The organism is Pseudomonas sp. DF11 (assembly GCF_058148565.1).
Map to the genome: position 1 here is coordinate 1276155 of NZ_JBYVYN010000001.1, position 26879 is coordinate 1303033.

Below are 26879 nucleotides of genomic sequence, written 5' to 3' on the forward strand. Positions count from 1 at the left end.
TCACTTCCTTAACGTGGCGTTCAACCTGTTTTCGAGCGAGGTGAGGATGTTCTGCGTTGCGGTATTCACCTCATCGTCATTAAGAGTGCGCGATGGATGCTGCCAGGTCAAGCCGACTGCAAGGCTTTTTCTATGCGGATCAATGCCTTTACCCTGATACACGTCAAATAGCCTGAGGTCCGTGAGCCATTCGCCTGCATTTTCACGGATTACGTCCAGTACGGCACTGGATGCAACGTCGCGATCGGCCAGCAATGCAAGGTCACGTCGCACTTCAGGAAAGCGTGATAACTCCTGGAATTTCGGCATTTTCCCCTGCGCCACTTCGGCGAGGACCAGCTCGAAGACGAACACCGGACGATCAAGCCCCAGGGTTTTCGACAGTTCAGGGTGAATCGCCCCTACATAACCGACTTCACGCCCTTCGCGCTCGATGCGTGCGGTCTGCCCCGGGTGCAGCGCCGGATGCTTGCCCGGTACGAATGTGAACGCGTCGAGTGCACCGGCAAAACCCAGCACCGCTTCGACGTCGGCCTTGACGTCGAAGAAATCGACGACATCACGACCTTGCGCCCAGCCTTCCGGCAAACGGCTGCCGCAAACAACACCGGCCAGCATCGGCTCTTGTTTCAAACCTTCCAACTGACCAACGAAGCGCAGGCCGCTTTCGAACAGCCGCACGCGATCCTGCTGGCGGTTCAAGTTGTGCTGCAGCGACTTGACCAGACCTGGCCACAGGGACGAGCGCATGGCGGCCATGTCGTTGGAGATCGGGTTGGCCAGCAACAGCGGCTCGACACCGGGGTTGAACAGCTCGAACTGGCGTGGATCGATGAAGCTGTAGGTGATCGCTTCCTGATATCCACGGGCCACCAGCAAACGGCGCAATTCCGGCAGGTTGCTACGGGCTTCAGCCTTGGCCTGTGGGGCCAGGCGCGCTTGCGGGTAGCGAACCGGCAGGCGGTTGTACCCGTACAGGCGAGCCAGTTCTTCGATCAGGTCGACTTCCAGGCTGATATCGAAGCGATGGCTTGGCACTTCGACGCGCCACTGCCCTGCCCCATCAGCGCTGATGTTCAGGCCCAGGGCACTGAGCAGGCGCTCGACTTCAGCCGGGTCCATCTCCATGCCCAGCATTTGGGTGATGCGTTGGGCACGCAGGGTGACCGGTGCAATCTTGGGCAGGTGCTGTTCGCTGACAGTCTCGATGATCGGGCCGGCTTCGCCACCGGTGATCTCCAGCAGCAGGCCAGTGGCGCGCTCCATGGCTTCACGGGCCAGTTGCCAGTCCACGCCGCGCTCGTAACGGTGTGAGGCGTCAGTGTGCAGGCCATAGGAGCGAGCCTTGCCAGCGACAGCAATCTGGTCGAAGAACGCGCTTTCCAGGAATACGTCGCGGGTCGTGGCGGACACACCACTGTGCTCGCCGCCCATCACGCCGGCAATCGCCAGGGCGCGGGAATGATCGGCAATCACCAGGGTGTCACTGCGCAGGGTCACTTCCTGACCATCGAGCAACACCAGCTTCTCGCCTTCTTCGGCCATGCGTACGCGGATGCCACCGTTGATTTCGGCGAGATCGAACGCATGCAGCGGTTGACCCAGCTCCAGCATCACATAGTTGGTGATGTCGACGGCAGCGTCGATGCTGCGCACGTCGGCGCGACGCAGGCGCTCGACCATCCACAGCGGCGTCGGCTTGGACAGGTCGACGTTACGGATCACACGGCCCAGGTAACGCGGGCACGCCGCTGGCGCCAGTACTTCAACCGAACGCACTTCATCGTGCACAGCCGGCACGCTCGCCACCACAGGGCGCGTCACCGGAGCGGCATACAGCGCGCCAACTTCACGGGCCAGGCCGGCCAGGGACAGGCAGTCGCCACGGTTCGGCGTCAGGTCGACCTCGATGCTGGCGTCGTCCAGGCCCAGGTATTCACGAATATCCTGGCCTACCGGCGCGTCAGCCGGAAGCTCCATGAGGCCATCGTTGCCTTCGCCAATCTGCAGTTCAGCCTGGGAGCACAACATGCCATTGGACTCGACGCCACGCAGCTTGGCTTTCTTGATCTTGAAGTCGCCCGGCAGTTCGGCGCCGATCATGGCGAATGGGATCTTCAGGCCCGGGCGCACATTGGGCGCACCGCAGACGACCTGGAAGGTTTCCGCGCCATTGCTGACCTGGCAAACCCGCAGTTTGTCAGCGTCCGGGTGCTGCTCGGTGCCCAGCACCTCGCCCACTACCACACCGCTGAACTCGCCGGCGGCGGGGGTCACGCTATCGACCTCGAGGCCGGCCATCGACAGGCGAGCAACCAGCTCGTCCCGACTTACCTGCGGGCTTACCCAGCCGCGCAGCCATTGTTCACTGAATTTCATCCTGCTCTCCTAATAGATTCGTTACCGGCTGCGGCCTAGCGAAATTGCGCAAGGAATCGCAAGTCGTTGTCGAAGAACAGGCGCAAGTCATTCACACCGTAACGCAGCATGGCCAGGCGCTCGGCGCCCATGCCGAAAGCAAAGCCCGAGAACTCTTCCGGATCGATCCCGGACATGCGCAGCACGTTCGGGTGAACCATGCCGCAGCCCATGACTTCCAGCCAGCCAGTCTGTTTGCAGACGCGGCAGCCTTTACCGCTGCACATCACGCATTCCATGTCGACTTCAGCCGATGGCTCGGTGAACGGAAAGTACGAAGGACGGAAACGCACGGCCAGTTCTTTTTCGAAGAACACCCGCAGGAACTCTTCGATAGTGCCTTTCAGGTCGGCGAAATTGATGTCGCGATCGATCAGCAGGCCTTCGACCTGGTGGAACATCGGCGAGTGGGTGATATCGGAGTCGCTGCGATACACACGGCCTGGGCAGACGATGCGGATCGGCGGCTGCTGCGATTCCATGGTGCGGACCTGTACCGGCGAGGTATGGGTGCGCAACAGCATGTTCGCATTGAAATAGAAGGTGTCATGCATCGACCGGGCCGGGTGATGGCCTGGGATGTTGAGCGCTTCGAAGTTGTGGTAGTCGTCTTCGACCTCAGGGCCTTCGGCAATGCCGTAGCCGATGTGGGTGAAGAACTGCTCGATGCGTTCCAGGGTCCGGGTCACCGGATGCAGGCCACCGGAAGTCTGGCCACGGCCAGGCAGGGTCACGTCGATGGACTCGGCGGCGAGCTTGGCGGCCAGGTCCGCCTCCTCGAACAACGCCTTGCGCGCATTGAGGACCTCTGTGACACGCTCCTTGGCAACGTTGATCAGCGCACCGACCTGCGGACGCTCTTCGGCCGGCAGGTTCCCCAGGGTCTTCATCACCTGGGTCAATTCGCCCTTCTTGCCAAGGTACAGAACCCGGATTTGCTCCAGGGCATTGATATCTTCAGCGCTTTGCACAGCCTCTAGTGCTTGAGCGACCAGCGCGTCCAGGTTTTCCATGTACAGACTCCAGATACGAAATAGGGGAAGAGCTTTAAGGCTCTTCCCCTATTTATGACGTTTGACACCTGGGCCCACAGATGCGGGCCCCGGTGACTGCCGGGGGTACTTAAGCCAAGGTGGCTTTAGCTTTCTCGACAATCGCAGCAAACGCCGCTTTTTCGTTCACTGCCAGATCAGCCAGAACCTTACGGTCGATCTCGATGGACGCTTTTTTCAGGCCAGCGATGAAACGGCTGTAGGACAGACCGTTAACACGAGCACCAGCATTGATACGAGCGATCCACAGAGCGCGGAACTGACGTTTTTTCTGACGACGGTCACGGTAGGCGTATTGGCCTGCCTTGATTACCGCTTGCTTGGCAACACGGAATACGCGGGAACGCGCGCCGTAGTAGCCTTTAGCAAGTTTCAGAATTTTTTTGTGACGCTTACGGGCAATGACGCCACGCTTTACACGAGCCATGAGTTACTTCCTCTATTCTTGATCCAAAAATTAACGAAGGCGCAGCATGCGCTCGACTTTTGCCACGTCAGACGGATGCAGCAAGCTGCTACCGCGCAGTTGACGCTTACGCTTGGTCGACATTTTGGTCAGGATGTGGCTCTTGAAAGCGTGCTTGTGCTTGATACCGTTAGCAGTTTTCAGAAACCGCTTAGCAGCACCACTTTTGGTCTTCATCTTTGGCATGTTCGGATACTCCGCATTCAGTTGATAAACATAATCGCAAGGCCTGCCGTGCCCTGGTGATTACTTCTTCTTTTTCGGGGCGATGACCATGATCAGCTGGCGTCCTTCCATCTTAGGATGCTGTTCGACCGAACCGTACTCGAGCAGGTCTTGTTCAACCCGCTTGAGGAGTTCCATCCCCAGCTCCTGGTGGGCCATCTCACGGCCGCGGAATCGCAAGGATACCTTGGCCCTGTCCCCGTCACTCAGGAAACGTACCAGGTTGCGCAGTTTTACCTGGTAATCCCCTTCCTCCGTCCCTGGACGAAACTTGATTTCTTTTACCTGAATCTGCTTCTGGTTTTTCTTCGCCGCGGCAATCTGCTTCTTCTTTTCGAAGATAGACTTGCCGTAGTCCATCACCCGGCAAACCGGCGGGACTGCGTCTGCGGAAATTTCTACCAGATCAAGCTTGGCTTCTTCAGCAATACGAAGCGCTTCATCAATCGAGACGATGCCAATCTGCTCGCCGTCAGCGCCAATTAACCGAACCTCGCGTGCCGAGATATTCTCGTTGATCGGGGCTTTCGGTGCAGCTCGTTTATCTTGTCTCATTTCACGCTTAATAATAATTACTCCAAATCTGGGCGACCACGCCGGGAAACCGCTTGCGCGAGAAACTCAGCGAATTCGGCGACGGGCATCGAGCCCAGGTCAGCACCTTCACGAGTACGCACAGCGACAGTCTGCATCTCGACCTCCCGATCTCCAATAACCAAGAGAAAGGGAACCTTGAGCAAAGTATGCTCGCGGATTTTAAAGCCGATCTTTTCATTTCTCAAGTCGGACTTGGCACGAAACCCGCTTTGGTTGAGAGTTTTTTCGACTTCGGCGGCAAAATCTGCCTGTTTATCAGTGATATTCATGATCACTGCCTGGGTCGGCGCCAACCACGCGGGGAACGCGCCCTCGTAGTGTTCGATCAGAATCCCGACGAAGCGCTCGAACGAACCGAGGATCGCGCGGTGAAGCATGACCGGGTGCTTGCGGCTGTTGTCTTCGGACACGTATTCGGCGCCCAGACGGATCGGCAGGTTAAAATCGAGCTGCAGGGTACCACACTGCCACACGCGACCAAGGCAATCTTTCAGCGAGAACTCGATCTTCGGACCGTAGAAAGCCCCCTCGCCCGGTTGCAGGTCATACGCAAGGCCCGCGCTATCGAGGGCGGCGGCCAGGGCTGCTTCGGCGCGATCCCACAGTTCATCGGAACCAACGCGTTTTTCCGGACGAGTGGACAGCTTCATCTCGACTTCGGTGAAGCCGAAGTCCCGGTAGACATCCATGGTCAGCTTGATGAAAGCGGCGGATTCGGCCTGCATCTGCTCTTCGGTGCAGAAGATGTGCGCATCGTCCTGGGTGAACGCACGCACACGCATGATGCCGTGCAGCGCACCCGACGGCTCGTTGCGGTGGCAGGCACCGAACTCGGCCAGGCGCATCGGCAGCTCGCGGTAGCTCTTCAGGCCCTGGTTGAACACCTGCACGTGGCAAGGGCAGTTCATCGGCTTGATGGCGTAGTCGCGGTTTTCCGACTGGGTGGTGAACATGTTGTCGGCGTAGTTGGCCCAGTGCCCGGATTTCTCCCACAGGCTGCGGTCCACCACTTGCGGTGTCTTGATCTCCAGGTAGCCGTTTTCACGCTGGACCTGGCGCATGTACTGCTCGAGCACCTGGTACATCGTCCAGCCGTTCGGGTGCCAGAACACCATGCCTGGGGACTCTTCCTGGGTATGGAACAGGCCCAGGCGCTTGCCGATCTTGCGGTGATCGCGCTTCTCGGCTTCTTCAATACGCTGGATGTAAGCCGCCAGTTGCTTCTTGTCCGCCCAGGCGGTGCCATAGACGCGCTGCAACTGCTCGTTCTTCGCATCGCCACGCCAGTAGGCGCCGGACAGCTTGGTCAGCTTGAAGGATTTCAGGAAGCGCGTGTTCGGCACGTGCGGACCACGGCACATGTCGACGTATTCTTCGTGATAGTACAGGCCCATGGCCTGCTCGTCCGGCATGTCTTCCACCAGACGCAGCTTGTAATCCTCGCCACGGGCCTTGAACACTTCGATGACTTCGGCGCGCGGGGTGACTTTCTTGATGACGTCGTAATCTTTCTCGATCAGTTGCTGCATGCGCTGTTCGATGGCGGCCATGTCGTCCGGCGTGAAAGGCCGCTCGAAGGCGATGTCGTAATAGAAGCCTTCATCGATGACTGGCCCGATGACCATCTTCGCGCTCGGGTACAACTGCTTGACCGCATGGCCGACCAGGTGCGCGCAAGAGTGGCGAATGATCTCCAGCCCCTCTTCATCCTTTGGCGTGATGATTTGCAGCGTGGCGTCGCTGTCGATGACGTCACTGGCGTCGACCAGCTTGCCGTTGACCTTGCCGGCCAGGGTGGCCTTGGCCAGGCCCGCGCCGATGGATGCGGCGACCTCGGCTACGGAAACCGGGTGGTCGAATGAACGTTGACTGCCGTCGGGAAGAGTAATAGTTGGCATGGCGCCTCCTCTCCTAGTGGTGACCCCTACCAAAGGTCACGTGGGTTGGGATGAGCCAGTACAAGATCCAGTCCAGGCCATTCAATGACGAACGCCTGCCTTACAGCGGCAGGAGCCTTGCGGCCAACCGGGAAAACCGAACCAGAGTGACTGGGATTCAAATCAGGGTTATTCGAATATTTGCCGCTGCCGGGGCGGGTTGCCGTCCGGAGCCTGAAAATACCCGAGCCCGGCATGCTAGCACAGATGAACGGTCATCGATGCACAAGGCTGTCACAGGAAGGCAAATCGTCCGCTTTTATGCCAGAGTGCTGAACTAGATCGGCCCTAACGCCCTCGAATAACAGCACATTGACCCACAAGGAGCATCCTCGCATGCGTCTCAATACCCTGTTCGCCGTAGTCGCCCCCATTGTTCTGTTGCTGCCGTTGAGTGCCCACGCCGACTGGCCGAAGGGCGAGCGGGACAAATACATGGCCCAGTGCACGCAGGCGGCTACCCCACAGATTGGTGCGGCGGCGGCGAAATCCCACTGCGCCTGTGGCGCCGACGCCATCAAGTCCTACCCGGCGAGTGATATCCAGGCGCTGATGGACAACAAGGCCACCCCAGAATTGCAGCAGAAAGCCCTTGGCCAGATCGCCAAATGCAAGGCCAACACGCCGGCGAAAAAGTGAACAACCGCAGCTTTTGATCCAGCCCAAGGCCGATAAACGGCCCCAAAAAGCGCTTTTTCGTACTATTTATGCAGGTTTTACAGCTTTTTTTATCGTCTTTATTTTGCGCTGAAAGCCTTTAAAACCGGGGCTTTCAGCCAGTTCAGGCGGTAAAGAAAACACGACTGATTGGCAAACAGCGCCTCCGGGGGGCTCCCAAATCGAACATTTCGACTATGATACCCGGGTGTGCCCAGTTGGCCTGAGCAGCACAGTACACTGAAAATATATGTTTCTTGGAGATACACCATGTCTAATCGCCAAACCGGCACCGTTAAATGGTTCAACGATGAAAAAGGCTTCGGCTTCATCACTCCTCAAGGTGGCGGTGACGACCTGTTCGTACACTTCAAAGCTATCGAAAGCGACGGTTTCAAAAGCCTGAAAGAAGGCCAGACCGTTTCCTTCGTGGCTGAGAAAGGCCAAAAGGGTATGCAAGCTGCACAAGTTCGCCCTGAGTAATTTCTCGGCGCACTAAAAAAACCCCGTCCATGTGACGGGGTTTTTTATGGGCGATTGAAAGCCGCCAATCAGCCGCAGTTGACCCGGTTGACCACCAGGTTGGCGTCGGTATTGAGGTTCAGGCGATCGGAGCGGTACTCAAGCGTAACCATGTCATTGGGCTTGAGGATCCGCGCATTCTGCGCGCCGGCGCGGGTACGGGCCTGCTCCAGCAATTGCGGCGAGGCCTGCTTGCCGATGGCGAACTCGGCCGCCTTTGCTTCGCAGCGGCTGTGACCGGTCTCGGCCACGGGGTCGGGGGTCGATTCAGAGGTGCTGCTGCAACCACTCAAGACCACGGCGGCCAGCAAAGTACTCAATGACGCGAGCTTCCAAGGCATGAAGCCTCCTTTTTTCAATAAATAAACAGAGAGCGTGCGACAGCCCAAACGGTACTTGGTTTCAAGACCATGGCCATCAGCCTCCCCTCATCCGGAAAACCGGCAGTTTGCCTGACCCCGCTCACCCTGGTCAGACATGAATCGTGACTGAATATGAACGGCGCTCAGTAAACGTCAATGTAATCGAAGGGTGGATTTGGCCAGTTGTCTTTCAGCGCATTGTAGATCTGCATGACCCAGACCTCGTCGCTGGCCGCGACCCGCCCGACATAGCCGGAACCTTTGGCCCACGTCTCAAGCCGAAACAGCAAGCCATCGATGTCGGCGCCCCCCACCACACCTGAAGACAAATAGGCGACCCCCCCCTTGGTCACGCGCAATTGGGTGTGCTCGTCATCACTGGCAGAAGCCAGCAACTGACGAACAGACTCAAGGGTCAACCCGTCAGGCGCGTTCAAATCGATCTGCACGGCAGGGCTCCTTCCAGAAATCAAAAAACAAGTGTCGCACAGCCCTTACCCGATGCCTAAGTCGCAGTGCCAAACCCACTGCAAAAATGGTTAACTCAGCCTACAGACCTCCCAACTCGCGAGCCCCACCATGAGCACCGTCAGTATCGAAGTCACCATCAATGCCAAATGGTCAGAGGGACATAGCTCCTACAGCCCCAGTACCGCGGAAGAGCTGGCAATTATTGGTATCGACCTGCTGGTCAAGGAGCTGGGAACGGAGGCCGCGCAGAAATTCATCCAGCAGGCGTTCGAGCGATACCCGAACGTCGCCGAAACGGTTGAGTGAAATTCGGGCACCCGCAGACGATGGCCTGCGGGGCCGCCACGAGTCGGGTTACTTGAGACGTGCCAGACGCTCGGTCAGCAGATCGAAGAAGCCCTGGGCATCACCGTTCTCCACCCAGAAGGCATTCTTGGGCGCCTTCAAGCCGTCGTACCAGTCGACGATGGTCTGTCCGAAAGTCGGGCCTTCACGACTGTCCACCACGAGGTTGACCGAACGGCCGGTAAACAACTGCGGCTTGAGCAGATAGGCAATCACCGTCGCGTCGTGCACCGGCCCACCGGTCATGCCGTAATGCTCCATGTCGCCCTTGACGTACTCGTTGAGGATGTCGCCCACCAGTTTGCTGGCGTTGTTGTTCACTGCGGCGATCTGCTTCAGGCGCGCTTCGCTAGTGAGGACCTTGTGGGTCACGTCCAGGGGCAGATAGGTCAGCTTCAAGCCGCTTTTCGCGACGATCTCCGCCGCCTGTGGGTCGGCGAACAGGTTGAATTCTGCCACAGGCGTGATATTGCCACCGTTGAAGTGCGCACCGCCCATGATCACCACTTCCTTGATGCCCTGGACAATGTCCGGCTCCTGGATCAGCGCCAGGGCCAGGTTGGTCTGCGGGCCGAGCATGGCAATGGTGATGCTGTGGGGCTTGGCGGCCTTGAGGGTGTCGATCAGGTAGTTGACGGCATTGCCCTCGGCCAATCCCTTCTTCGGCTCATGCACAGTGACACCCGACAGGCCTTCCTTGCCATGGATGTTTTCCGCGTAGATCGGCGTGCGCATCAGCGGTTTCGGCGCCCCGGCATATACCGGCACGTCTTCGCGCCCCGCCCACTCCCGCGCCAGGCGAGCATTGCGGGAGGTCTTGTCCAGGCGAACATTGCCGGCGACGGTGGTCAGCGCACGGATATGCAGTTCTTCAGGGGACGCCAGGGCGAACAGCAACGCCACCACGTCATCGGCCCCCGGGTCGGTGTCGATGATCAGGTCGATCTTTTCCGCCGCCTGGGCGCTTGTAGCAGTGATCAATGACAAAAGCAGCAGACTCCGGAACAGTTGATGCATTTTCTGAGCATAGCGGTGCATGGCGCACTCCTTGTGCAGGGTTGACAGGGTTAGAACGTGACTCCAGCGATCAGCACGATGTTGCAATATGGAGAACACTCGCCTGTGCGAATGATCGCCCGAGCTTGTCGGCTGATGGTCTTGAACTGCTCATGACTGACCAGCTCCCGCTCGCCCAACGCACCCTCGGCATGCAGCACCTCCAGCGTCGTCAGGGCGGACGGTTGCTTGTCGAAAATTTCCTCTGCCAGCACGTGGCGCTCTACCTGCATTTCGCTGAGCACCACCTTCAAGGTGCTGACGAAATCAGGAATGCCGTGGGTCAAGGCCAGGTCGATCAGTTCGACCTGGGGCGGTACCGGCAGCCCGGCATCACCGATGACCACTTTGTCGCCATGGCCGAGAGAGGCGATCAGTCGCGACAGTGCCACGTTCAACAACGGTGTCTTTTTCATGATTTGAAGGCCTGTACTTCCAGCAACGTGGGTATTGAGGGCTGCGCACCGGCGCGGGTGACCGACAGCGCCGCGGCAACCTGGCCGAAACGAATCGCGTCGACCTCGCTCTTGCCACTGGCCAAGGCTGCCGCGAAGCCGCCGACAAAGGTGTCGCCGGCGGCCGTGGTGTCCACCGCCTTGACCCGCGGGGCTGGGAAGTGTTCGAAGCTCGTGCCGTTGGCGAACATCAGGCCCTGGGCGCCCAGGGTCACGATCACCTTGCCAGCCCCGGCGGCAATCAGATGCGCTGCGGCGGCTTCGGCGGTTTCCAGGGAATCCACCGCCAGCCCGCTCAAGACCGCGGCTTCGCTTTCATTGGGAATCAGGTAATCGACGCAGGCGTACCAATCGGCCGGCAATGTATGGGAGGCCGGCGCCGGATTGAGGATGACGACCTTGCCCAACTCACGCCCGCGCTTGAGGGCATGGCCAACAGTGGCATCCGGCACTTCGAGCTGGCAAATGATGACATCGGCGCTTTGCAGCACTTGATCGACACCGCCCAAGACTTCAGGGGTGAGCGCACCGTTGGCACCGGCGACGATAACGATCGCGTTCTGGCTGCTGTCGTCGACGACGATCAGCGCCACGCCGCTGGAACCCTCCACCACGCTGACCGCCTGGCAGTCGATCCCCTCGGCCGACAGCCCGCCACGCAATTGCTCGCCATAGGCATCGCTGCCCACGCAACCAACCATCGACACCTGCGCGCCCAAGCGCGCGGCGGACAATGCCTGGTTGGCACCCTTGCCGCCCGGGATGGTGGAGAACGACTCACCGATCAATGTTTCACCACCACGCGGCAGACGCGGCGCCCGAGTTACCAGGTCCATGTTCAGGCTACCTATTACCACTACTTTTGCTGGCATACATCACTACTCATCAATTCGGTTCAGCGGTATTGGGCGAATGTGCCGGACAGCGGCGCAGTCGACTCTCGCAAGACAATACTCGGGGTCACGATCCGCTGGTCGGTGGCAAGGCCTGGCGTCGCAATTCGTCGCAGCAGCACTTCGGCCGCCATCTCGCCGAGTTGCAGGATCGACTGCCCTACCGTGGTCAATGCCGGGTAGACATAACGGCTCATCTGAATGTCATCGAAACCGATGACCGACAGTTCGCTGGGCACGCGCACATTACGCTCGGCGGCGGCGCGCAGCACACCAATGCCGATCATGTCGTTGGCCGCAAAGATCGCGCTCGGCGGCAGCTGTTCCAGCAGTTGCGCGGCGGCGCGGTAGCCGCCGGTACTGGTGAAATCGCTCTCGAGCATGCGCTCGGCGGGCAGCTCGATCCCAGCCTCTTTCAGCGCCCGGCAGTAACCGGCCAGACGCATCTGCGCCACGCTGGTGTCGGCCGGGCCGCCAATGAAGGCGATATCGTGGTGCCCCAGCTCCAACAGGTGCCGGGTCGCCAGATAGGCGCCGTATTCATGATCAATGCGCACCAGGTCGGCGTCGACGCCATCGAGCCCGCGGTCGACGATCACCATGGGCGTGCGCACGTTGGCCAGCCCCTCGGCCAGGCCGACATCGCCGCCAGCGGACGCGACGATCAAGCCGTCGATACGCTTTTCCAGCAGTACCCGCAGGTAGCTGCGTTGCTTGTCCGGGTTGTCGTCGGAGTTGCACAGGATCACGCAATAGCCATTGCGCTCACAGTAATCCTCGATGCCCCGGGCCAATTCGGCGAAGTACGGGTTGAGGCTGTTGGGCACCAGCAGGCCGATAGTCGCCGTGGTCTTGGCCTTGAGCGAACGGGCCACGGCGCTGGGCACGTAATCCAGGTGCGCGATGGCCGCCTCGACCTTGAGCCGCACCTCTTCGCTGACCGGCCGCGTTTTGTTCACTACATGAGACACGGTCGTGTAGGAAATCCCTGCGAGCGCTGCTACATCCTTGATCGTCGCCATGGTTCAGCCCCGCCGACTGGCGCGCTGGCTGCGATAGGTATCGAGCACGACCGCCACCACGATCACCGCACCGGTAATGATGCGCTTGGTCGGTTCGGTGGCGCCGATCTGCGCCAGGCCCGCCGCCAGCACGGAGATGATCAGCACGCCAAAGAAGGTGCTGATGACCGAACCACGCCCACCCATCAGGCTGGTGCCGCCGATCACCACGGCAGCGATGACCTGCAGTTCGAGCCCCGAGCCGGCGTTCGGATCCGCCGCCTCCAGGCGGGAGATCTGGAACAGCGCGGCCACACCGGCCAGCAAGCCCATCAGGCTGAACACCAGGATCTTGTAGGGCCTTGGATTGATACCAGCCAGGCGCACGGCCTCTTCATTGGTGCCGATGCCGATCAGGTAGCGACCGAACACCGTCCGGGTCAGCACCGCCTGGGCAATGAAGATCATCAACAAGGCGATGATGAACGAAGGTGAAATGCCAAAGGCGATAGGGTTGGACAACCAGGCGAAGGAATCGCCGATGTAGGCGGTGCGCGAGCCAGTCATCTGGTACGCCAGGCCACGGGCCATCTCCAGCACGCCAAGAGAGACGATGAACGATGGAATCCGCCACGCCACGGTAATCGAACCGGTGACCGTCCCCGCCAGCGCCGCCACGGCCATGCCGAGCAACGCCGATGGCCAGACACTCCAGCCCCAGCCGAGTACGGCCACGCTGACCGTCGACGCCGCCAGCGCCAGCACCGAGCCCACTGACAGATCGATGCCGCCGATGATCAGGATGAAGGTCATGCCGACCGCCAAGACCATGAGGTCCGGAATCTGGTTGGCCAGGGTGCTGAAGGTGTCATAGGACAGGAAATGGCTGCTCAGGATCGAGAACAGCGCCACCATGGCCAACAACGCGCCGGCCAGGCCCAGGTAGGTACCGAGGCCATAGAAATTGCCACTCGATTTTCCGACGGCAGATGCGGTTTTCATGAAAGATCCCTAGGCGCTGCTTCGTTGAGCAACGCATCACGTTTCTGGTAGCCGGCGAATGCGGCGGCAAGCAAGTCATCCTGGGTCCAGCTGTCGCGCTCGAAGGTGTCGATCAGGCGCCCGGCGGACAACACGCCGATCCGGTCACAGATCAACATCAGTTCCCGCAGATCACTGGACACCACGACCAACGCCTTGCCCTGGCGAGTCAGCTCGCCGAGCAGCGCATAAATGTCGAATTTGGCGCCGACGTCGATGCCCCGGGTCGGCTCGTCGAACAGCATGACCGCGCAGTCGCGCTCGAGCCAGCGACCGATCACGACTTTCTGCTGGTTGCCGCCCGAAAGCTCGGACACCAGTTGGGTCGGGCTGGAACTGCGGATACGCATGGCATCGACCTGTCGCTGCGCCAAGGCCAGTTCAGCGCTGCCATTGACCAGGCCAGCGCTGGAAATCTCCGGCATGTTGCCCAGGGCAATGTTGGCGGCGATCGATTGGGTCAGCAGCAGGCCTTCACCCTTGCGGTCTTCGGTGATCAACGCAATGCCATGGGCCACCGCATCGGCCGGGGAGCGAATGCTCACGACCTGGGCCGGCGAACCCAGCGCTACCGTGCCGCTGTCGGCCGTATCGGCACCGAAGATCAGCCGCAACAGTTCAGTCCGCCCTGCCCCGATCAGGCCGGAGATGCCGAAGATCTCGCCACTGCGCACTTCGAAGGACACGTCGCGGACCTTGTCTGCACGCGTCAGACCTTTAACGGTCAGCGCCGGCGCGCCGATCTGGCGCGGGCCCAGGTCGATATGCTCGCCCAGTTCCCGGCCAACCATCAGGGTCACCAGTTGTTCGCTGTCGTAGTTGATCATCGGCTCGACGCAGACCAGGTTGCCATCACGCAGCACTGCAATGCGCTGGGCGACCCGCGCCAGCTCTTCGAGGCGATGGGAAATGTAGATGATCGACACGCCGCGAGCCTGCAAGCGAGTGATCTGCTCAAAGAGCATCTCGACTTCCCTGGCCGTCAACATGGCGGTCGGCTCATCGAGAATCAGCACATGGCAATCACCGATCAGATTGCGGGCGATCTCGACCATCTGTTGATGGCCGATCCCCAGCTCGCCGACCAGCGTATCGGGATCGATGGCATCGAGCCCCACCTGGGCCATGGCCTCGATGGCCGCCTTGCGCAATTGCTTGCGGCTGATCCAGCCGCCGTGGTTGGGCAGGTTGTCGAGAAACAGATTTTCGGCCACGGAAAGGGTCGGCAGCAGGTTGAGTTCCTGCATCACCATGCGCACGCCCAGCTCTTCGGCCTGGGTACGGCTGCCGGGACGATAATCCTGACCCTGGAATTGCATCTGCCCGGTCGTTGGCGTCACCAGCCCGCCGATGATCTTGGACAAGGTGCTTTTACCAGCGCCATTTTCGCCGGTCAGCGCCAGCACCTCCCCGCGCATCAACGTCAGGTTGATATCGGTCAGTACTGGCTGGGCATAGGTCTTGCCGATACCGCTGACGCGCAGGACAGCGTTCGGGTCGCGAACGGACATAACAAACTCTCCAATGCGCTCGCCCGGATGGGCGAGCACCGTTGTGTCGCCAGGGTTACGGCTTGGTCACCAGCTCGACCGGAGTTTCGATAACGCCGTTGGTACCGCTGTCGACTTTTTCGCCCTTGAGGATCTTCAGCGCTGTTTCGATGCCGAACACGGCCTGCTTGGCGGCGAACTGGTCGGCAGTCGCCAGGACACGACCGTCCTTGAGCATCGGCTTGATGGCATTGATGTTGTCGTAGCCGACCACTTGCACCTTGCCTGCCTTGCCCGCCGCGCGCACGGCCGATACCGCGCCGACCGCCATGCTGTCGTTACCGGCCAGCAGTGCCTTGATGTTCGGGTATTCACTGAGCATCGAGGCGGCAACCTGGTTGCCCTTGTTGATTTCCCAGTCGCCGGATTGCAGGGAGACGACCTTGATCTGCGCCGCCTCCATCGCATCCTTGAAGCCGGCGGTGCGCGCCTGGGCGTTGGTCGTGGTGGACACACCTTCGATGATGCCGACCTCGTCGCCGGCCTTGAGCTGCTTGGCCAGGTACTCACCCACCAGGCGAGCGCCCTTGCGGTTGTCCGGGCCCACGAACGGCACGTTGATGTTCTTGCTCTTGACCACGGCCGGATCGAGCTGGTTATCGATGTTGATCACCGTGATACCAGCGTCGACGGCCTTCTTGATCACCGGTACCATGGCCTTGGAGTCCGCAGGCGCAATGATCAGGGCATCGACCTTGGACACGATCATTTGCTCGACGATACGGATCTGGTTGGCGGTGTCGGTTTCATCCTTGATCCCGTTGGAGATCAGGTCGAAATCGGCGGAGTGTTCCTTCTGATAAGCCTTGGCGCCATCTTCCATGGTCAGGAAGAACTCGTTGGCCAGGGACTTCATGACCAGGGCGACCTTGGGTTTTTCAGCGGTCTGGGCGAATGCCGAGGAGAGAGGCAGCGCAGCGGATGCGGCCGCGAGCATGGCAACAGCGAGAAGGCGTCCAGCGAATGGCAACTTCATGGGTTCACTCCGATCTTATGATTATTTTGAGCAAATCAATGCACGGAACGCCGCGCAAACGTTTGCGTGAAATGAACTATGGTAAGGCTTCGTGGATTTGTCAACGCTACGGTTGCATCCGCAATGCCGAAGAGTCAGGCCGTCGTATTGACCATTACCCCTGAACTGCCACCCTCCGCCAACTCCATGGATGAGACTCCTACGAACGACATCGCCCGCCGGGGGCACTTCCTCTAGCGCCGGGACAAATCAGTCACAAGCCAGGGCCGTTGGCCCAGCCGTTTACACCGCCCAATAAAAAACTCCTTTCTTCCTACACCAAAACGAAAAAAGCGCTGTCAGACGATCTTCTTGAATTTTAAGCAGTTGCGTAAATACCTACAGTTAAATACTGTATACACGTACAGCTTAATAAGGATAATCCTGTGGCCACGCCCTCCGCTGCAACTACCCCCTTAGATTCCTATACGCGACTCGGCCTGCGGGTCTCGAAAATCATCAATTCCCCCACCGCGCAAAAAGCCAAGGCCGCGCTGATCTTCCGTCTCCCCGACGAACCGGTGGATGAGTGGGAGCGCCTCCTGGAAGAAATCGACGAGAACGACAACGTGACCCTCGCCTATCGCGACGATGGTGGCGTGCAGGTTTTCTGGGTTGTGCCGAAGGAAGATTGAGCCTGATGAGTGTTCGCTGTTTAGCTTTTTTGCTTGTGTTCATCGCCATGGGCGCACAGGCCGGTGCGCCGCGCACCTTCAACGAAGCCAAGAAGGTCGCCTGGAAACTCTACGCACCGCAATCCACCGAGTTCTACTGTGGCTGCAAATACACCGGCAATCGCGTGAACCTGGCCGCCTGCGGTTACGTGCCACGCAAGAACGCCAGCCGCGCCGCCCGCATCGAGTGGGAACATATTGTCCCGGCGTGGCAGATCGGCCATCAGCGTCAATGCTGGCAACAAGGCGGTCGCAAGAATTGCACCCGCTATGACCCGGTCTATCAACGGGCCGAGGCCGACCTGCACAACCTGGTGCCGAGCATCGGGGAAGTGAATGGCGATCGCAGCAATTTCAGTTTTGGCTGGCTGCCGGTGCAGAAAGGCCAGTACGGCTCATGCCTGACCCAGGTGGATTTCAAGGCCAAGAAGGTCATGCCCCGCCCGTCTATCCGGGGGATGATCGCCCGGACCTATTTCTACATGAGCAAGCAATATGGCCTGCGCCTCTCGAAACAGGATCGGCGCCTGTACGAAGCCTGGGACAAGACCTACCCGGTCGAAAGCTGGGAGCGTCAGCGCAACCAGAGCGTGGCCTGCGTCATGGGGCGTGGGAATGAGTTCGTGGGGCCGGTGGATTTGAAGGCCTGTGGTTGACCTCACCTTTTCGAACAGCGCCAATCGACTGTGGGAGCGAGCTTGCTCGCGATAGGGGCATGTCAGTCAACGTCAATGCTGGCTGATCCACCGCTATCGCGAGCAAGCTCGCTCCCACAGGTTTTGTGGTTTGATTGGCTTTTTTGTTCCGCCGATTACTGGGCCGTCGGGTAATCCACCACCAGCGTCTCGATGTTGCGCTTTTTCGCCCGGACCAGGGCGGCAGTGACTTGCTCCTGCTTGGCCTCGGCCTCGGCCTTGGAGCTGAAAGGACCGACCAGGACGCGCTCCTTGCCGTTTTCCCGCACCACGTTCGACATGAAGCTGTGTTCGATGAGCCAACCGGTCAGGTCGCTGACTGCCTGAGGCGTCTCGCCGCGAACCTCGACGGCCCACTGCGGCGCAGCGGCGGCGGCCGGTGCAGAGGTCGCGACGGGCTTCGGCTTTGGTGCCTCGACTTCACGCCCTTCACCGCACCCTGCCAACACCAACACCGCGATTACCCAAGCCAATTTGCGCACAACGTTTCCCCCGGAAGACATGAGGCATGGATTTTAGCACCCGTGCCCATCAAGATCGCCGCAAACAGTGCTCAAAACACGAGAATCCTGCCCGGCGTCTCTGTATAGTCGCACCCTGGGAATTAATGCTGCATCTGCACGTCAGAAAGAGGCACCCACATTGTGACACTTAGCACTAATCTATAAGCAGTACCGACATCTGCACTGTCTGAATCAGGTGCCCTATAAAGCAATCAAGGAGAACACCATGCTGATACTCACCCGCAAAGTCGGTGAAAGCATAAACATTGGTGACGACATTACGATCACCATTCTGGGCGTTAGCGGCCAACAAGTCCGGATCGGCATCAACGCCCCGAAAAACGTTGCGGTGCATCGCGAAGAGATTTATCAGCGCATTCAGGCCGGCCTCACCGCCCCCGACAAGCCGCAAACCCCCTGAACATTGCAGCAGTCCGCAGCCAGCCCGTTTGCATCGTCGCAATGGCTGGCTAAAGATTCCGATCGACCGCGCCTTACCCTCGCCTCCTTTCATCCCGCCCGTGAATCGATACTAATGGCATGGCTCTTGGCATGACTGTCAGACGTTTCGTTTTAATGATGACGAAGCGGGCGTTCGCGGTCCGTCAGCCCAGGCTCACGCCGCGCGCCATTCCAGTGGCAGCGACCACCATCAAGATCAGCAGCAAGGCTTCGATATGGCTGATCCGTGCCAACCGACCGGCTTTCGAAGAGTCGATCGCCGCCCCTTTGCCCCGAGCCATCCGCCATTTGATCAGGGCGATCATCGGCGCGATCTCAAGCAACAGGATCAGCAGGAGCAAGGTCATTTTCAGGTGAAACAGCGGCTGGTGCAGGTAATAATCCGTGCCTTTTTCGTACCCGCCGAAAGCACGCATTCCACCGGTCACCAACAACACCAGCGCCGACACACCCCAGACGTTATCCGCAATCAACACATTGCGAACCGCATCCACACCGCCCGCCAGGCGCCGCAGCGCCGTGCCGCGCGTCAGTACCGCCCAGAACCCGAGGGCGAACGCCAGAAGATGAATGGCCGCCAAAGACCAATGAGTCAGCATGGAAGAGCCCTGTCAGAGAACGTCGAATCGACCTGACAGTACTAGCTCATAAAACCATGATTGCCAGGGTTGGCATGCAAAAAACTGTGGGAGCGAGCCTGCTCGCGATGGCGGTGTATCAGTCGACAAAAATGTTGCCTGACACTCCGCTATCGCGAGCAGGCTCGCTCCCACAGTGGTATTGCGTAAGACTTCAGTCCGCCAATCGCCAGGTCGTCCCGCCCTTCCCATCTTCCAGCACCACGCCCATGGCGGTGAGCTGGTCGCGGATACGGTCGGATTCGGCCCAGTCCTTGTTGGCCCGGGCAGTCAGGCGCGCCTGGATCAATGCCTCGACCTCGGCGGCGTCCACGCGGCCTTCGGCGCCGGCCTGCAGGAAGTCATCGGCTTCGAGCTGCAACACACCCAGCACGCTGGCCAGTTCTTTCAGGCGCGCCGCCAGACCGGCCGCTGCATTGAGATCGCTCTCACGCAGGCGGTTGATCTCACGCACCATTTCGAACAGCACCGCGCAGGCTTCCGGCGTGCCGAAGTCGTCGTTCATCACCTCGGTAAAGCGTGCAACGAACGCTTCGCCGCCGGCCGCCGGCACATTCGGCAAGCCTTTCAACGCGTGGTAGAAACGCTCCAGGGCGCCCTTGGCGTCCTTGAGGTTATCTTCCGAGTAGTTGATGGCGCTGCGATAGTGGCTCGACACCAGCAAGTAACGAATGACTTCCGGGTGGTACTTTTCCAGCACGTCGCGGATGGTGAAGAAGTTGTTCAAGGACTTGGACATCTTCTCGCCGTTGATCCGGATCATGCCGCAATGCATCCACGCGTTGGCGTAGGTCTTGCCGGTGGCCGCTTCGCTCTGGGCGATTTCGTTTTCGTGGTGCGGGAATTCCAGGTCGCTGCCGCCACCATGAATGTCGAAGGTCTCGCCCAGGCAGCAGGTGGACATCACCGAGCATTCGATGTGCCAGCCTGGACGCCCGGCGCCCCACGGCGACTCCCAGCTCGGCTCACCCGGCTTGGCAGCCTTCCACAGCACGAAGTCCAGCGGATCCTGTTTAGACTCATCGACTTCGATGCGCGCGCCGATGCGCAGGTCTTCGATCTTCTTGCGCGACAGTTTGCCGTAGCCCATGAACTTGGCGACGCGGTAGTACACGTCGCCATTGCCCGGTGCGTAGGCATAGCCCTTGTCGATCAAGGTCTGGATCATCTTCAGCATGCCAGGAATGTGGTCCGTGGCACGGGGTTCCAGGTCCGGCTTGAGGATATTGAGGCGCGCCTCATCCTCGTGCATGGCCTCGATCATGCGCTCGGTCAGCGCATCGTAAGGCTCGCCGTTTTCCCGGGCACGGTTGATGATCTTGTCTTCGATGTCGGTGATGTTGCGCACGTAGGTCAGGTCATAACCGCTGAATCGCAACCAGCGGGTCACCAGGTCGAACGCGACCATGCTGCGACCATGGCCAATATGGCAGTAGTCGTACACGGTCATGCCGCAGACGTACATGCGGACCTTGTTGCCATCCAGTGGCTTGAAGACTTCTTTGCTCTTGGTGAGCGTGTTGTAGATCGTAAGCACAGGGTTTCCCTTAAGACTTGATCACTGACCCCAGGAATCGCGCAAGGTCACGGTACGGTTGAATACCGGAGCACCGGGTTTCGAGTCCTTGATATCCGCGCAGAAGTAGCCTTCGCGCTCGAACTGGAAACGGTCTTCCGGCTGTGCGTTGCCCAACGAAGGCTCGGCACGACAACCAGTGAGTACTTGCAGGGAGTCAGGGTTGATGTTGTCCAGGAAGCTGGCGCTGTCTTCGGCCTTCTCCGGGTTCGGCGAACGGAACAGACGATCGTACAGGCGCACTTCGCACTCGACGCTGGCGGCGGCCGGCACCCAGTGGATCACGCCCTTGACCTTGCGACCTTCCGGGTTCTTGCCCAGGGTGTCGGGGTCGTACGAGCAACGCAGCTCGACGATGTTACCCTCGGCATCCTTGATCGCTTCGTCGGCGCGGATCACATAGCTGCCGCGCAGGCGCACTTCGCCGGCAGGCTCCAGGCGCTTGTAGCCTTTTGGCGGCTCTTCCATGAAGTCTTCACGGTCGATGTAGATCTCCCGGGCGAACGGCAGGACGCGCACGCCCATGTCTTCTTTCGGGTGACGTGCCAGCTCGAGGTTCTCGACCTGGCCTTCCGGGTAATTGGTGATCACGACTTTCAGCGGACGCAGCACGCACATGGCGCGCGGGGCACTGTGATCCAGGTCGTCACGGATGCTGAATTCCAGCATGCCGAAATCCACCACGCCGTCGGAGCGGTTGGTGCCGACCATCTCGCAGAAGTTGCGGATCGATTTTGGCGTGTAGCCGCGACGACGGAAGCCCGACAGCGTCGACATGCGCGGGTCGTCCCAGCCGTTGACGTGCTTCTCGTCCACCAGTTGCTTGAGCTTGCGCTTGCTGGTGATGGTGTAGTTCAGGTTCAGGCGGCTGAACTCGTACTGGCGCGGCTTGGCCGGCACCGGCAGGTGCTCGAGGAACCATTCGTACAACGGCCGGTGGCTTTCGAACTCCAGGGTGCAGATCGAGTGGGTGATGCCTTCGATGGCATCCGACTGACCATGGGTGAAGTCATAGTTGGGGTAGATGCACCATTTGTCGCCGGTCTGGTGGTGATGGGCATGACGGATGCGGTACATGATCGGGTCGCGCAGGTTCATGTTCGGCGAGGCCATGTCGATCTTGGCGCGCAGCACCCGTGCGCCGTCCGGGAACTCACCGGCGCGCATGCGAGCGAACAGGTCCAGGTTCTCTTCCACGCTGCGGTCACGGAACGGGCTGTTCTTGCCCGGCTCGGTCAGGCTGCCGCGGTATTCCTTGGCCTGCTCGGGGGTCAGGTCGCAGACGTAGGCGTTGCCGGCCTTGATCAGCTCCACCGCCCAATCGTGCAGTTGGTCGAAATATTGCGAGGCATAGCGCACCTCACCGGACCATTCGAAACCCAGCCACTTGACGTCGCTTTCGATCGCGTCGATGTATTCCTGGTCTTCCTTGGCCGGGTTGGTGTCGTCGAACCGCAGGTGCGTGACACCGCCGAACTCCTGGGCCAGGCCGAAGTTCACGCAGATCGACTTGGCATGGCCGATGTGCAGGTAGCCGTTGGGCTCTGGCGGGAAGCGAGTGACGATCTGTGTGTGCTTACCCGAGTCCAGGTCCGCCTGGATGATCGGGCGCAGGAAGTTGACCGGCACGGCCGGGCCGGTCTTGGAATTCGAGGTAGGGTCGACAGTGGGCTTGCTCATAGGATCCTTGAACGTACAAGTGCGCGGCCGGGTGCGGCCTGATAAATCAAAGCCCGTATCATAGCCGATGCTGTCAAGCACCTGACAGGCCAGGTCGGTAAACGATTGAATTTAATCGACGACCAGATGAAAAACAGCCTCGAAATTCGTGCCTGGCACGCTAAACTGCCCAACCTGGCCGATTGCAGCCAGACCGGTTGCGGGCAGTTAAGCCCCGAAACCCACGAATTCCTTGAAAGAGTAGCGATCATGACCCAAGTCAAACTGACCACCAACCACGGCGACATTGTCCTGCAACTGAACGCCGAAAAGGCACCGCTGACCGTTGCCAACTTTGTTGATTACGTCAAGGCCGGCCACTACGAAAACACCGTGTTCCACCGCGTCATCGGCAACTTCATGATCCAGGGCGGCGGTTTCGAGCCAGGCATGAAAGAAAAGAAAGACAAGCGCCCAAGCATCCAGAACGAAGCCGACAACGGCCTGCCGAACAAAAAGTACAGCGTTGCCATGGCCCGTACCATGGAGCCGCATTCGGCCTCCGCGCAGTTCTTCATCAACGTGGCCGACAACAGCTTCCTGAACCACAGCGCCAAAACCGTACAGGGTTGGGGTTATGCGGTGTTCGGTGAAGTGATCGAAGGCACCGACGTGGTCGACAAGATCAAGGGCGTCGCCACCACGTCCAAGGCCGGCCACCAGGACGTCCCGGCAGAAGACGTGATCATCGAGAAAGCCGAGATCATTGAGTGATACTGCTGATTTCAGACTTGCATCTGGAAGAGGAGCGCCCGGACATTACCCGGGCGTTTCTGGATTTACTCGCCACACGCGCCCGCTCGGCGCAAGCGTTGTACATCCTGGGCGATTTTTTCGAAGCCTGGATCGGCGACGATGCCATGACGCCGTTCCAGCGTTCCATCTGCCAGGCCCTGCGCGAATTGAGCGACAGCGGCACGGCCATCTTCCTGATGCACGGCAATCGCGACTTCATGCTGGGGCAGGCCTTCTGCAAAGCGGCCGGCTGTACCCTGCTCAAGGACCCGAGTGTCGTGCAGTTCAACGGCGAGCCGGTGCTGCTGATGCACGGCGACAGCCTCTGCACCCGCGACGAAGGCTATATGAAGCTGCGGCGCTGGCTGCGCAACCCGGTCACGCTGTTCATCCTGCGTCACCTGCCGCTGGGCAGTCGTCAGAAACTGGCGCGCAAACTGCGCAGCGAAAGCCGCACGCAGACACGCATGAAAGCCAATGACATCGTCGACGTCACGCCCGAAGAGATCCCGCGGATCATGCAGCAATACGGCGTGAGAACCTTGATCCACGGCCACACCCATCGCCCCGCCATCCATAAGCTGCAACTGGGCGAACACGCAGCGAGACGCATCGTGCTGGGGGATTGGGACAAGCAAGGCTGGGCGTTGCAGGTGGATGAGCAAGGGTTTGCGTTGGCGCCGTTTGGTTTTGGTAATGCGCAGTTGGCGTTGCCAGGCAACTGAAGCGCGCAGATGTCCCCTGTGGGAGTAGGCCTGTGGGAGCAAAGCTTGCTCGCGATGAACGATGACACGGTCTTGCAGTTGAACCGTGTCGCCCGCATCGCGGGCAAGCCTTGCTCCCACAGCCCCGCTCCCACATTGGATTGCATTTCACTTCTGAATCAATGCCCCGCCGACGCAGGCCCCGCCTTCGCCGCGAACGGCGGCTTCGCCAGCCACACCAGCACGATCAAGCCCATGAACCCCCACCCCAGCAGCGTGAAGTAATCCACGGTGGAGAGCATGTATGCCTGGCTGGTGAGGATCTGGTCGAGCTGGGCATAGGCCGGGGCACTCGCGCCGCCGAGCTGGTTGAGTGCCTCGCGGGTGGTCGGCTCGTAGGTGCTGATGTGTTCGCTCAGGTAGGCATGGTGCTGGTCGGCCCGACGGATCCAGATCCAGGTGGTCAGGGACGCGGCGAAGCTGCCGCCCAGGGTCCGCAGGAACGTCGCCAGCCCGGCACCGTCGGCAATCTGGTGCGGCGGCAGGTCCGACATCAGGATGCTCAGGGTCGGCATGAAGAACAGCGCCACGCCAATGCCCATGAACAACTGCACCATCGCGATGTGCTGGAAATCCACCTCATTGGTGAACCCGGCGCGCATGAAGCAACTCAGGCCGATGGCCAGGAACGCCAGCCCGGCCAACACACGCAGGTCGAATCGGTGGGCGTATTTACCGACAAAGGGCGACATCAGCACTGGCAGGATACCGATGGGCGCCACCGCCAGCCCGGCCCAGGTTGCGGTGTAGCCCATCTGGGTCTGCAACCACTGCGGCAGGATCAGGTTGATGCCAAAGAACCCGGCGTAGCCCCCCACCAGCACAATGGTGCCGATGCGAAAGTTGCGATAGGCGAACAGGCGGAGATTGACCACCGGGTGGCGGTCGGTCATTTCCCAGATCACGAACACCGCCAGGGCAATGATCGAAATCAGCGCGCCGATGATGATGAAGTTCGATTCGAACCAGTCCAGGTCGTTGCCTTTGTCGAGGATCACCTGCAGCGCGCCAACCCCGATGATCAGCGTGATCAGCCCCACATAGTCCATCGGTTGATGGCTGGTGACCACCGGCCGCGCCTTGAGCTGCTGTTGCACCACCATCGCCGCGAAGACCCCGATGGGCACATTGATGAAGAAGATCCACGGCCAGCTGTAGCTGTCGGTGATCCAGCCACCGAGGATCGGCCCGGCAATCGGCGCCACCACCGTGACCATCGCCAGCAAGGCCAGGGCCATGCCGCGCCTGGCCGGCGGATACACCGCGATCAGCAAGGTCTGGGTCATCGGGTACAACGGCCCGGCGACCAGCCCCTGGAGTACGCGAAAACCAATCAGTTCTGGCATCGAAGTGGAAATGCCACACAAGAACGAAGCGAGCACGAACAGCATCGTCGCCCACAAAAACAGCTTCACCTCGCCAAACCGCCGGCTCAACCAGCCAGTGAGCGGCAAGGCGATGGCGTTGCTCACCGCGAACGAGGTGATGACCCAGGTGCCCTGCTCCGAACTGACGCCCAGGTTGCCGGAAATGGTCGGCAAGGCGACGTTGGCAATGGTGGTGTCGAGCACTTGCATGAACGTCGCCAGCGACAGCCCGATGGTGCTGAGCAACAGGCTGGGCGGCGTGAAAGACGCGTTATTGCTCATTGCGAAAATCCTATGAAGCGAAACGGATATGACAAAGTTCGCGGAAAAGTCCCAGTGGGATGAGGGACAAAAACTGTGGGAGCGAGCCTGCTCGCGATGGCGGCGTGTCAGTCGCCATCAACATTGGCTGATCCGCCGCTATCGCGAGCAGGCTCGCTCCCACAGGTTCAAGCAGTGACTGACAATCCGTTGATCCTCAGCGCTGGGCAGTCTTGCTCGCAACCGCGCTGTTTTCGTGAATCAGCCGCGAGATCATCGCGTCGGCGTCGGCCAGTTGCCGGTCGTAGACCTGAGTACTGAACGAGGCTTTCTGCGGTGGCTGCTGGGCCAGTACCGGGCCGCTCTGGTCGCGCAGATTGACGCTGACCTGGGTCGACAGGCCGATCCGCAGCGGATGCTCGGCCAGCTCCTGGGGATTGACGTGAATACGCACTGGCACCCGCTGGACAATCTTGATCCAGTTACCCGTGGCGTTCTGCGCCGGTAGCAAGGCAAACGCACTGCCGGTGCCGGCGCCGAGGCTGTCGATGGTGCCGCTGTACTTCACATCGCTGCCGTACAGGTCGGCCTCGATGTCCACCGGCTGGCCGATGCGCATGTCGCGCAGTTGGGTTTCCTTGAAGTTGGCATCGATCCACAGCTGATCCAGCGGGATCACCGCCATCAACGCCGTGCCTGGCTGCACCCGTTGGCCCAGTTGCACGGTGCGTTTGGCGACATAACCGGTGACCGGTGCAATCAAGGTGCTGCGGGCGTTGGCCAGGAAGGCCTGGCGCAATTGCGCGGCGGCGGACTGTACGTCGGGATGGGACGACACCACGGTATCGTCCACCAGGGCGCTGGTGGTCTTGAGCTGTTGCCGGGCATTGGCCAAGGCGTTCTGTGCCGAGGTCAGGTCATCCCGGGCGTGAGACAGTTCTTCCTGGGAAATCGCCCCGCCGGCCGCCAGGTTCTTGCGTCGACTGTAGTTTTCCTGGGCCTTCTGCACTTCGGCCTCTTGCGCATTGACCTGCGCCCGCATGCCATCGACGTTGCTGTACAAGCCACGCACCTGGCGCACGGTCCGGGCCAGGTTGGCCTGGGCACTTTGCAGCCCGACTTCGGCATCGTTCGGGTCAAACTGCACAAGCACCTGGCCTTCACGCACCAGGTCACCGTCATCGGCACCAATGCTCACCACGGTGCCGGTGACTTGCGGTGTGATTTCCACCACGTTGCCGTTCACATAGGCATCGTCGGTGCTTTCGCTCCAGCGACCATACAGTTCGTGCCAGGCCCAGACGCCCAGGCCCGAGAGAATGACCAGCAGCGTCAGCGTCACCAGCATGACCTTGCGCTTGCGTGGGTTGCTGTCTTGCGCATGTTCGGATTGAGTCGTTTCGGCAGTAGCCATGACAAGTA

The 26879-nt window shown here is 60.1% G+C and carries 29 protein-coding genes; 8 read left to right on the plus strand and 21 right to left on the minus strand.

Going from position 1 to position 26879, the window contains the following annotated elements; translation table 11 throughout:
- The 6 genes from pheT to thrS form a co-directional block, all read right to left on the minus strand.
- Nucleotides 1-2379, minus strand: coding sequence for a phenylalanine--tRNA ligase subunit beta (gene pheT, locus AC30D9_RS05380; RefSeq protein ID WP_307571745.1), 2379 nt, complete (start codon nt 2377-2379; stop codon nt 1-3).
- A 35-nt stretch (nt 2380-2414) separates the two neighbouring features.
- Nucleotides 2415-3431, minus strand: a complete 1017-nt coding sequence (gene pheS / locus AC30D9_RS05385; RefSeq protein WP_490143599.1) for a phenylalanine--tRNA ligase subunit alpha — start codon at nt 3429-3431, stop codon at nt 2415-2417.
- Nucleotides 3432-3540: 109 nt separating this feature from the next.
- Nucleotides 3541-3897 carry a 50S ribosomal protein L20 gene (gene rplT / locus AC30D9_RS05390; RefSeq protein WP_002553161.1) on the minus strand — a complete coding sequence of 119 codons (357 nt, stop codon included), beginning with the start codon at nt 3895-3897 and terminating at the stop codon, nt 3541-3543.
- Between the two features lie 30 nt (nt 3898-3927).
- Nucleotides 3928-4122: a 50S ribosomal protein L35 gene (gene rpmI, locus AC30D9_RS05395; RefSeq protein ID WP_002553160.1), complete on the minus strand. Its 195-nt coding sequence runs from the start codon at nt 4120-4122 to the stop codon at nt 3928-3930.
- 60 nt (nt 4123-4182) lie between these two features.
- A complete protein-coding gene (infC, locus tag AC30D9_RS05400; protein WP_169432615.1) occupies nt 4183-4734 on the minus strand; it encodes a translation initiation factor IF-3 in 552 nt (183 codons plus the stop codon).
- Nucleotides 4734-6656, minus strand: coding sequence for a threonine--tRNA ligase (gene thrS, locus AC30D9_RS05405; RefSeq protein WP_109754696.1), 1923 nt, complete (start codon nt 6654-6656; stop codon nt 4734-4736). The genes infC and thrS overlap by 1 nt, the downstream gene beginning before the upstream one ends.
- Nucleotides 6657-7031: 375 nt before the next feature.
- Between thrS and AC30D9_RS05410 the strand changes: the two genes are divergently transcribed.
- Both AC30D9_RS05410 and AC30D9_RS05415 read left to right on the plus strand, forming a co-directional pair.
- Nucleotides 7032-7334 (plus strand): hypothetical protein, encoded by a 303-nt coding sequence (locus AC30D9_RS05410; protein WP_129394684.1) that lies wholly within the window; start codon nt 7032-7034, stop codon nt 7332-7334.
- Between the two features lie 288 nt (nt 7335-7622).
- Nucleotides 7623-7835, plus strand: a complete 213-nt coding sequence (locus tag AC30D9_RS05415) for a cold-shock protein (protein WP_003179963.1) — start codon at nt 7623-7625, stop codon at nt 7833-7835.
- Nucleotides 7836-7903: 68 nt separating this feature from the next.
- Here AC30D9_RS05415 and AC30D9_RS05420 read toward each other — a convergent pair whose 3' ends face one another.
- Both AC30D9_RS05420 and AC30D9_RS05425 read right to left on the minus strand, forming a co-directional pair.
- Nucleotides 7904-8215 (minus strand): I78 family peptidase inhibitor, encoded by a 312-nt coding sequence (locus AC30D9_RS05420; protein ID WP_307571742.1) that lies wholly within the window; start codon nt 8213-8215, stop codon nt 7904-7906.
- A 164-nt stretch (nt 8216-8379) separates the two neighbouring features.
- Nucleotides 8380-8685: a hypothetical protein gene (locus tag AC30D9_RS05425; protein ID WP_490143600.1), complete on the minus strand. Its 306-nt coding sequence runs from the start codon at nt 8683-8685 to the stop codon at nt 8380-8382.
- Nucleotides 8686-8815: 130 nt separating this feature from the next.
- Between AC30D9_RS05425 and AC30D9_RS05430 the strand changes: the two genes are divergently transcribed.
- Complete coding sequence (locus AC30D9_RS05430) at nt 8816-9013, plus strand: hypothetical protein (protein WP_134925020.1); 198 nt, start codon at nt 8816-8818, stop codon at nt 9011-9013.
- Between the two features lie 48 nt (nt 9014-9061).
- Here the strand turns inward: AC30D9_RS05430 and AC30D9_RS05435 are convergent, their stop codons facing one another.
- From AC30D9_RS05435 to AC30D9_RS05465, 7 genes are read right to left on the minus strand one after another with little or no spacing between them, the layout of a single operon-like run.
- The gene (locus tag AC30D9_RS05435) at nt 9062-10090 is read right to left on the minus strand and encodes a nucleoside hydrolase (RefSeq protein ID WP_134925021.1); all 1029 of its coding nucleotides are present in this window, start codon (nt 10088-10090) and stop codon (nt 9062-9064) included.
- A gap of 29 nt (nt 10091-10119) precedes the next feature.
- Nucleotides 10120-10524, minus strand: a complete 405-nt coding sequence (rbsD, locus tag AC30D9_RS05440) for a D-ribose pyranase (protein ID WP_307571740.1) — start codon at nt 10522-10524, stop codon at nt 10120-10122.
- On the minus strand, nt 10521-11435 hold the full coding sequence (gene rbsK / locus AC30D9_RS05445; RefSeq protein WP_490143601.1) for a ribokinase: 915 nt from the start codon (nt 11433-11435) through the stop codon (nt 10521-10523). The genes rbsD and rbsK overlap by 4 nt, the downstream gene beginning before the upstream one ends.
- Before the next feature lie 23 nt (nt 11436-11458).
- Nucleotides 11459-12478: a LacI family DNA-binding transcriptional regulator gene (locus AC30D9_RS05450; RefSeq protein ID WP_134925024.1), complete on the minus strand. Its 1020-nt coding sequence runs from the start codon at nt 12476-12478 to the stop codon at nt 11459-11461.
- A gap of 3 nt (nt 12479-12481) precedes the next feature.
- Complete coding sequence (locus tag AC30D9_RS05455; protein ID WP_490143602.1) at nt 12482-13459, minus strand: ABC transporter permease; 978 nt, start codon at nt 13457-13459, stop codon at nt 12482-12484.
- Nucleotides 13456-15009: a sugar ABC transporter ATP-binding protein gene (locus AC30D9_RS05460; protein ID WP_490143603.1), complete on the minus strand. Its 1554-nt coding sequence runs from the start codon at nt 15007-15009 to the stop codon at nt 13456-13458. The genes AC30D9_RS05455 and AC30D9_RS05460 overlap by 4 nt, the downstream gene beginning before the upstream one ends.
- Nucleotides 15010-15064: 55 nt before the next feature.
- Complete coding sequence (locus tag AC30D9_RS05465; RefSeq protein WP_134925027.1) at nt 15065-16024, minus strand: sugar ABC transporter substrate-binding protein; 960 nt, start codon at nt 16022-16024, stop codon at nt 15065-15067.
- Between the two features lie 425 nt (nt 16025-16449).
- Between AC30D9_RS05465 and AC30D9_RS05470 the strand changes: the two genes are divergently transcribed.
- Nucleotides 16450-16698: a DUF1654 domain-containing protein gene (locus tag AC30D9_RS05470; RefSeq protein WP_030142119.1), complete on the plus strand. Its 249-nt coding sequence runs from the start codon at nt 16450-16452 to the stop codon at nt 16696-16698.
- Between the two features lie 5 nt (nt 16699-16703).
- Nucleotides 16704-17393: an endonuclease gene (locus AC30D9_RS05475; protein WP_134925029.1), complete on the plus strand. Its 690-nt coding sequence runs from the start codon at nt 16704-16706 to the stop codon at nt 17391-17393.
- 155 nt (nt 17394-17548) lie between these two features.
- Here the strand turns inward: AC30D9_RS05475 and AC30D9_RS05480 are convergent, their stop codons facing one another.
- Nucleotides 17549-17914, minus strand: coding sequence for an SPOR domain-containing protein (locus AC30D9_RS05480; RefSeq protein WP_134925030.1), 366 nt, complete (start codon nt 17912-17914; stop codon nt 17549-17551).
- Nucleotides 17915-18161: 247 nt separating this feature from the next.
- Between AC30D9_RS05480 and csrA the strand changes: the two genes are divergently transcribed.
- Entirely contained in the window at nt 18162-18356 is a 195-nt protein-coding gene (csrA, locus tag AC30D9_RS05485; RefSeq protein WP_003179932.1) for a carbon storage regulator CsrA, read from the plus strand.
- Between the two features lie 184 nt (nt 18357-18540).
- On the opposite strand, the gene AC30D9_RS05490 is transcribed toward csrA, so the two are convergent.
- The 3 genes from AC30D9_RS05490 to AC30D9_RS05500 form a co-directional block, all read right to left on the minus strand.
- Nucleotides 18541-18996, minus strand: a complete 456-nt coding sequence (locus AC30D9_RS05490; protein WP_134925031.1) for a DUF2214 family protein — start codon at nt 18994-18996, stop codon at nt 18541-18543.
- 193 nt (nt 18997-19189) lie between these two features.
- Nucleotides 19190-20572 (minus strand): cysteine--tRNA ligase, encoded by a 1383-nt coding sequence (cysS, locus tag AC30D9_RS05495; protein ID WP_134925032.1) that lies wholly within the window; start codon nt 20570-20572, stop codon nt 19190-19192.
- 21 nt (nt 20573-20593) lie between these two features.
- The gene (locus tag AC30D9_RS05500) at nt 20594-22291 is read right to left on the minus strand and encodes a glutamine--tRNA ligase/YqeY domain fusion protein (protein WP_490143604.1); all 1698 of its coding nucleotides are present in this window, start codon (nt 22289-22291) and stop codon (nt 20594-20596) included.
- 249 nt (nt 22292-22540) lie between these two features.
- Between AC30D9_RS05500 and AC30D9_RS05505 the strand changes: the two genes are divergently transcribed.
- Complete coding sequence (locus AC30D9_RS05505) at nt 22541-23044, plus strand: peptidylprolyl isomerase (RefSeq protein ID WP_490143738.1); 504 nt, start codon at nt 22541-22543, stop codon at nt 23042-23044.
- Nucleotides 23041-23790, plus strand: a complete 750-nt coding sequence (locus tag AC30D9_RS05510) for a UDP-2,3-diacylglucosamine diphosphatase (RefSeq protein WP_109754676.1) — start codon at nt 23041-23043, stop codon at nt 23788-23790. The genes AC30D9_RS05505 and AC30D9_RS05510 overlap by 4 nt, the downstream gene beginning before the upstream one ends.
- Nucleotides 23791-23948: 158 nt before the next feature.
- Here AC30D9_RS05510 and AC30D9_RS05515 read toward each other — a convergent pair whose 3' ends face one another.
- Nucleotides 23949-25478 (minus strand): DHA2 family efflux MFS transporter permease subunit, encoded by a 1530-nt coding sequence (locus AC30D9_RS05515; protein ID WP_490143605.1) that lies wholly within the window; start codon nt 25476-25478, stop codon nt 23949-23951.
- A 196-nt stretch (nt 25479-25674) separates the two neighbouring features.
- Entirely contained in the window at nt 25675-26871 is a 1197-nt protein-coding gene (locus AC30D9_RS05520) for an HlyD/EmrA/EmrK family protein (protein WP_134925037.1), read from the minus strand.
- Nucleotides 26872-26879: the final 8 nt, after the last annotated feature.

Coding starts and splice junctions, on each gene's coding strand:
- pheT (WP_307571745.1), bottom strand. CDS start 2,379: ATGAAATTCAGTGAACAATGGCTGCGCGGCTGGGTAAGCCCGCAGGTA.
- pheS (WP_490143599.1), bottom strand. CDS start 3,431: ATGGAAAACCTGGACGCGCTGGTCGCTCAAGCACTAGAGGCTGTGCAA.
- rplT (WP_002553161.1), bottom strand. CDS start 3,897: ATGGCTCGTGTAAAGCGTGGCGTCATTGCCCGTAAGCGTCACAAAAAA.
- rpmI (WP_002553160.1), bottom strand. CDS start 4,122: ATGCCAAAGATGAAGACCAAAAGTGGTGCTGCTAAGCGGTTTCTGAAA.
- thrS (WP_109754696.1), bottom strand. CDS start 6,656: ATGCCAACTATTACTCTTCCCGACGGCAGTCAACGTTCATTCGACCAC.
- AC30D9_RS05410 (WP_129394684.1), top strand. CDS start 7,032: ATGCGTCTCAATACCCTGTTCGCCGTAGTCGCCCCCATTGTTCTGTTG.
- AC30D9_RS05415 (WP_003179963.1), top strand. CDS start 7,623: ATGTCTAATCGCCAAACCGGCACCGTTAAATGGTTCAACGATGAAAAA.
- AC30D9_RS05420 (WP_307571742.1), bottom strand. CDS start 8,215: ATGCCTTGGAAGCTCGCGTCATTGAGTACTTTGCTGGCCGCCGTGGTC.
- AC30D9_RS05430 (WP_134925020.1), top strand. CDS start 8,816: ATGAGCACCGTCAGTATCGAAGTCACCATCAATGCCAAATGGTCAGAG.
- AC30D9_RS05435 (WP_134925021.1), bottom strand. CDS start 10,090: ATGCACCGCTATGCTCAGAAAATGCATCAACTGTTCCGGAGTCTGCTG.
- rbsD (WP_307571740.1), bottom strand. CDS start 10,524: ATGAAAAAGACACCGTTGTTGAACGTGGCACTGTCGCGACTGATCGCC.
- rbsK (WP_490143601.1), bottom strand. CDS start 11,435: ATGCCAGCAAAAGTAGTGGTAATAGGTAGCCTGAACATGGACCTGGTA.
- AC30D9_RS05450 (WP_134925024.1), bottom strand. CDS start 12,478: ATGGCGACGATCAAGGATGTAGCAGCGCTCGCAGGGATTTCCTACACG.
- AC30D9_RS05455 (WP_490143602.1), bottom strand. CDS start 13,459: ATGAAAACCGCATCTGCCGTCGGAAAATCGAGTGGCAATTTCTATGGC.
- AC30D9_RS05460 (WP_490143603.1), bottom strand. CDS start 15,009: ATGTCCGTTCGCGACCCGAACGCTGTCCTGCGCGTCAGCGGTATCGGC.
- AC30D9_RS05465 (WP_134925027.1), bottom strand. CDS start 16,024: ATGAAGTTGCCATTCGCTGGACGCCTTCTCGCTGTTGCCATGCTCGCG.
- AC30D9_RS05475 (WP_134925029.1), top strand. CDS start 16,704: ATGAGTGTTCGCTGTTTAGCTTTTTTGCTTGTGTTCATCGCCATGGGC.
- csrA (WP_003179932.1), top strand. CDS start 18,162: ATGCTGATACTCACCCGCAAAGTCGGTGAAAGCATAAACATTGGTGAC.
- AC30D9_RS05490 (WP_134925031.1), bottom strand. CDS start 18,996: ATGCTGACTCATTGGTCTTTGGCGGCCATTCATCTTCTGGCGTTCGCC.
- AC30D9_RS05500 (WP_490143604.1), bottom strand. CDS start 22,291: ATGAGCAAGCCCACTGTCGACCCTACCTCGAATTCCAAGACCGGCCCG.
- AC30D9_RS05505 (WP_490143738.1), top strand. CDS start 22,541: ATGACCCAAGTCAAACTGACCACCAACCACGGCGACATTGTCCTGCAA.
- AC30D9_RS05515 (WP_490143605.1), bottom strand. CDS start 25,478: ATGAGCAATAACGCGTCTTTCACGCCGCCCAGCCTGTTGCTCAGCACC.
- AC30D9_RS05520 (WP_134925037.1), bottom strand. CDS start 26,871: ATGGCTACTGCCGAAACGACTCAATCCGAACATGCGCAAGACAGCAAC.